We start from the raw sequence: 3,927 nt of genomic DNA on the forward strand, positions 1-3,927 counted from the left end.
TCAACACAGAAACTGCAGACAAGGTTTGAACAAAACCTTCCCACGCCGCTGACACCTCCACAGTCCGGCACACAAATTTCAGCGGATGAGCTCCAGCAAAAGGCTTTCTCGGCACCAACCGTCCCGCTAATAGCGCTGCGCGTCAAGTTGTCCCTCAGCCGTTTCAGCAAAATGTCTCGAGGGCTGACGCGGGCGCACCGCTTGATCGAAAAAACCTGCCTGGAACGCTATGCGATGCAGCGCTTGAACAAGGATGGCACCCTCTACACGATCGCGGTCCCGTCGCCGTCGCGCGAGGAGCTTTCAGAGGCCATCTATACCTTGTTGGACGACATGTACCGGGTTGCCGGAGACAGCGAATGTACCCTCGAAGCAACGGTTCAGGACATTGCAACGGGAGAGCGCTGGGAATAGTTTCCGGCCTGGGGGGACGCTGAAGACCAAAGCGGCCTGTAGCTATTGACAGGGACTCTGCGCATCTATGGCCTCGCATTGAAACCAAAATGACAACGCTAACCGAGACCGCCTATCCGTACCTCAAGCCCGAGATTTCCCCACATGAACTGAACACCGCGTTTACACCCACCAAGGATGAGGTCGCCTTTGTAGAAAGCCTGCGTGGGCGAAGTCTGCAGCGCGTGGCAACGCTGATGTACTTGAAACTATTCCAGCGCCTGGGCTTTTTCCCGCAGCTAAATGCGGTGCCCTCTGTCATCTGCGAGCACATTGCAGAGCAAATTGGACTCTCCATTGCCCCGCAGCAAAAAGATCTCAAACGCTTCGAGACGTCTGGCGGGCAGACGAAAACTCTCAATGCGGTGCGCGAGTTCATGAACGTGCGAAAGCTCGACGCAGACGGCTGGGAGTGGCTCAAACAACGGGCGACAGAAGCGGCTGATACCAAGCATTCAGTCGTGGATATTCTGAACGTGATGCTGGAGGAGCTCGCGCATCATCGCTACGAGCTCCCGGCGTTTTCCACGTTGGACCGCATGGCGTTTGGCGCCAGGGAGGCCAGCAACAGCAAACATTTTGCAAGCATCACCAATCAGCTGGACGAAAAGACCAAGGATTTGATCGACTCGCTGCTCAAGGTCGAGCCGGGTGAATCGGTCTCCGGCTGGCAGATGCTCAAACGAGAGCCCAAACGGCCCACCAATAAGGAAACTCGCAGCTACCTGCAGCATGTAAAACGTCTTCAGCACCTGGTCGAATTGCTGCCACGGCCTGAGATCCCGGTGCCCAAACTGAGGCAGTTCCGCCATCTTGCACGCGCGATGGACGCGGCAGAAATGACCGAGCTAAAACCGCTCAAGCGCTACGCATTGGCCGTAATCTTGATTCGCACGCGACATGCACAGGCGCTCGACGACGCTGCGGAAATGCTCATCCGCATGATGCAGAATTTGGAAAATTCGGCTCGGCAGAAGCTTCTGGAGTTCCAGCAAGACAGACTTCAGAAGACGGATATGCTGATTGGTCAGTTGCGCGATATTCTGGATGCCTACCAAATCAACGGAACAGATACCCAGAGAGTCCAAGCGATCGGGTCCACGCTAAAGGCCGATGTCGAAGCGCTGGTTTTGGACTGCGACGAACTCCTGGCTTACGCAGGCCGCAATTACCTTCCGTTCCTTCTTCAACCATACAAGGCAGTGCGCGCCCAGTTGTTGAACTGCGTGGAGATCACGGCGCCAAAATGCAGCTCTGACGACACGACCATGGAATCGATGATCGATGCATTGCATAGGCTGCGAACTTCCAGAAGCCAGACGGCGACACTCAGTGAACTGAACCTGGATGTGGGATCGTTGAAATGGATGCCGGCCCAGTGGCGAAAACTCGTTTTCGTCGACTTGGAAAATGCCCATGACGCCATCATCGATCGACGTTATTTCGAGCTCGCCGTTTTCCAGCAGATCAAGGAAGATTTAAAATCAGGGGATCTTTACATTAAGCACGGCGAACGCTACGATGATTATCGAGAGCAGCTGGTCGATGACAATACTCTGGCTGCAGAACTTGAAGACTATGGTCGGGTGACGGGGATCGAAACTACGCCGTCAGCACTCGTGGATATTCTGCGGCAGCAGTTACTCGCGAAAACGCAGCAAATCGACGACGCCTTTCCTAAGAATGCGCACGCAGAAATCATCGACGGGCGCCTCATTCTGAAAAAACCAGCCAGATCCGAGCTGTCTGCCGCCACCGTCGAGCTGGAACAGGAACTAACGCAAAGAATGGTGTCCACCGGCATCGTCGATGTCCTGACCGACGTCGAGTGATGGTTGGACTTACACAAACATTTCAGGCACGTCTCTGGCGCCGATAGCCGTCTGGAAGAGATTCGGATGCGCCTGCTGACCACTCTCTTTTGTTATGGCTGCAACCTGGGTCCCGAGCAAACCGCGCGCTCCATCAAAGGCATGAGTCGCAAGCAAATTGCATGGCTCAACCTGAAATACGTGACGGAAGACACCTTGGATAAGGCGATCACCTCCGTCGTCAATGCCTACGATAAGTTTGAACTTCCCGCATATTGGGGTACCGGAAAACACGCGTCTGCAGATGGAACAAAGTGGAATCTCTACGAGCAGAACATGTTGTCCGAATACCATATCCGCTACGGCGGCTATGGGGGCATTGGCTACTACCACGTATCGGACAAATACATCGCACTCTTCAGCCATTTCATATCGTGCGGAACCTACGAGGGTATCTACATTCTCGATGGCCTGATGGGCAATATGTCTGATATCCGTCCCGATACCATTCATGGTGACATACAAGCACAGAATTATGCGGTTTTCGCCTTGTCCTATCTGCTGGGTATCAAGCTCATGCCACGGATTCGTGGGATTAAAGACCTTAACCTCTATCGTGCCGGTCCGAAGGAAAAGTACAGCAATATTGAGCCGCTGCTGTCAGACTCAATCAACTGGAATTTGATCGAGACCCACTTGCCTTCGATGCTACGGGTCGCGGTGTCGATCAAAGTAGGAAAGATTGCACCGTCGGCGATTCTTCGGCGGCTAGGCTCTCAAAGCCGGCGCAACAAGGTCTACACCGCATTTCAAGAGCTCGGCAGGGTGGTGCGTACCTTGTTTCTGTTGGAATACATCGGCGATGTCGATCTGCGACGAGTCATTCACGCAGAGACAAATAAGAGCGAGCAGTTCAATGCGTTTGCCAAATGGTCTTTTTTTGGTGGCGATGGAATCATCGCCGAGAACCTGCGACACGAGCAGCGCAAGATCATCAAGTACAACCATCTCGTGGCAAACATGGTGATCCTTCACAACGTCCAAGGCATGACGCGAATTCTGAAGGACATGAAAGACGAGGGGACCGAGTTGACCGCAGAGATGCTTGGCGGCATTGCACCGCTAAGGCCGCGCCATATCAACCGGTTCGGCGACTACACGCTTGATCCGCGTCGAAAGGTAGCGCCAATGGACTTCGCGATGTCAATTTCTACTGGCAAATCAACAGCTTAAGTCATTTTTTGCCCGGATTTACATGAATCCCGGCCAACCCTCTTCAAGGCTTCAAGAGGATTGCGCGAGCTAACTTTATCCAAGCACGACTTCATTCGGTCACCAGTCGCCTCGTCATCTCGTTCGAGCCAACTGAAGGCTTGCTCTAACTCACCCCTCACAAGAAGCCAAGCAACGAATTTGAGCCGGGCATCTTCATCGAACGTTGCTGCCGATCCCACCAAATTAATTTGCTGAAACTCTAGTATTTCTTCTAAAGAAAGAGATTTAGCGATTATTTCAGAAACACGCTTTTTTTCTTGCGGCATCAAGCTATGAAGATATTCAAGGCCTACCGCTATGTCTTTGGCGAAGCCGCCCGTTCCAGCCAAGTAGGCTTCGCCGACCTTCAGCTTGGCCTCCTTGTCACCATATTTCGCGAGTGATCTAA

General features: G+C 53.1%; 3 pseudogenes. 2 read left to right on the forward strand and 1 reads right to left on the reverse strand.

Going from position 1 to position 3,927, the window contains the following annotated elements:
* Both V7080_RS24615 and V7080_RS24620 read left to right on the forward strand, forming a co-directional pair.
* Positions 1–414, forward strand: a pseudogene (locus V7080_RS24615) (Tn3 family resolvase); the annotation flags it as partial.
* 89 nt (positions 415–503) lie between these two features.
* Positions 504–3,497: pseudogene (locus V7080_RS24620) on the forward strand (Tn3 family transposase).
* On the opposite strand, the pseudogene V7080_RS24625 reads toward V7080_RS24620, so the two are convergent.
* Positions 3,494–3,927: pseudogene (locus V7080_RS24625) on the reverse strand (hypothetical protein); the annotation flags it as partial. The pseudogenes V7080_RS24620 and V7080_RS24625 overlap by 4 nt on opposite strands.

The organism is Noviherbaspirillum sp. (genome assembly GCF_036846085.1).
GTDB lineage: Bacteria > Pseudomonadota > Gammaproteobacteria > Burkholderiales > Burkholderiaceae_D > Noviherbaspirillum.